The sequence below is a fragment of the Kitasatospora sp. NPDC059747 genome (assembly GCF_042732955.1).
In the GTDB taxonomy this organism is placed as follows: domain Bacteria; phylum Actinomycetota; class Actinomycetes; order Streptomycetales; family Streptomycetaceae; genus Kitasatospora.
On record NZ_JBHWGV010000176.1, the window covers coordinates 12,531 to 13,917 of the forward strand.

At 67.6% G+C, this 1,387-nt stretch carries 2 protein-coding genes; both read right to left on the reverse strand.

The annotated features are described in order from the left end of the window. Positions 1 to 113 precede the first annotated feature (113 nt). Positions 114 to 668 carry a hypothetical protein gene (locus ACFV4G_RS40520; RefSeq protein ID WP_380448120.1) on the reverse strand — a complete coding sequence of 185 codons (555 nt, stop codon included), beginning with the start codon at positions 666 to 668 and terminating at the stop codon, positions 114 to 116. 206 nt (positions 669 to 874) lie between these two features. Then, positions 875 to 1,270, reverse strand: a complete 396-nt coding sequence (locus tag ACFV4G_RS40525; protein WP_380448121.1) for a hypothetical protein — start codon at positions 1,268 to 1,270, stop codon at positions 875 to 877. Positions 1,271 to 1,387 lie beyond the last annotated feature (117 nt).

Below are 1,387 nucleotides of genomic sequence, written 5' to 3' on the forward strand. Positions count from 1 at the left end.
CTTCCAGCTCGAGCGCCTTCACCTGCCCCGGTTTTTTTGGGTGGTTTACACGATTTTGGTGGTGGTGCCCGGGCCGCCCCCCCCGGGGGGGGGGCCGGCGGGGCCCGGGGGCGTCACTTGACGGCGGTGAGGTCCAGCAGCGTGTACGGGCGGCGCTGCGGTTCGGTGGCCTCGCCGACCGCGTTCGGCATGTTCCGCTGCAGCGTGAAGGTCTTGTCCACGGTCTGGTCGCCGGTGCCGGTGACCATGTGGGCCGTCACCGCGTAGTCGGGGGTCGTGATGCCGTAGACGGACGGCAGCTCCAGCTTGAGGGAGGCGCTGTTCCCGGTGATCTGGAAGCAGAACTTGCCGTGGCCGATGGTGTCCCGGTCGCCCATGCCGCGGGTGTCGATCTGCAGCACTCCCGGCCTGGTGGTGCCGGGGGTGGGGCAGTCGACGAGGAGCATGTGGCCGTCACCGGTGATGAGCTTGATGCCGCGGTCCGTGAAGATCTTGTCGGCGCCCGGGTAGGCGAAGTCCTCGACGGCCGGCGGCGGCGGGGTGTCGTCGGCGGTGACGGCCGTGGAACCGGCCGGAGCGCCGGTCGCCGCGTTGGCGGCCGCGACGCCCGTGAACGCGACGGAGCCGGCGACCGCGCCGGCGACGAGCAGCTTGGAAATGGAGCGCATGGGAATCCCCCCTGGAACGTTTCGGAGTCGGTGGTTCACGGCATCTGCGCGAATGGCCCGGAGGCCGTCACCGGGAGTATTGCTATCACGAACGGATGACGTTCTGGAAGATCATTCTTCCGGCCGGGAGAAGAATCGTCGAAACATGAGTATGTATACGAACTCTATGGGCGGATCGATATTCCGAACGGCCCTTTGCCGGGCGGTTACGGCTTGAACAGGTACAGGAGGCCGCCCATCGCGACCGCCGCGAGGGCGAAACGGATCATGGCTTCCTGGGCGAGGCCGTAGTGCTCCAGCGGCAGGCTGCCGTCCTCGGGGCGTTCCAGGACCATCCGCGCCATCTTCTTGCGGAATCCGAGCAGGCTCGCGGGAATCATCAGGCAGACGATCGAGTACATCGAGAGCAGCAGCTGGGGCGGGTAGTCGGGCTTGGCTATCGAGGCGATGTAGGCGAACGTCGCGATGATCACCGGCATGGTCGAAACGCGGATTCGGGTCGCTCGCGTCGGCATCGAAGGCACCAGCAGCGCGAGGTTGACGGCCGCGCACAGGGCCGCGATCAGCCACCAGGAGGTCGTGCTGAGGTCGAGTACGTACATGTCCACCCCTTGTCGAGGGGGGGGGGGGCCGCGCCCCCCCCCCCCCCCGCGGGGGGGAGTTATAAAACCCCCACCCCCCCCCAGGACCCCCCACCGGGGACAAAAAAAAAACCAGGG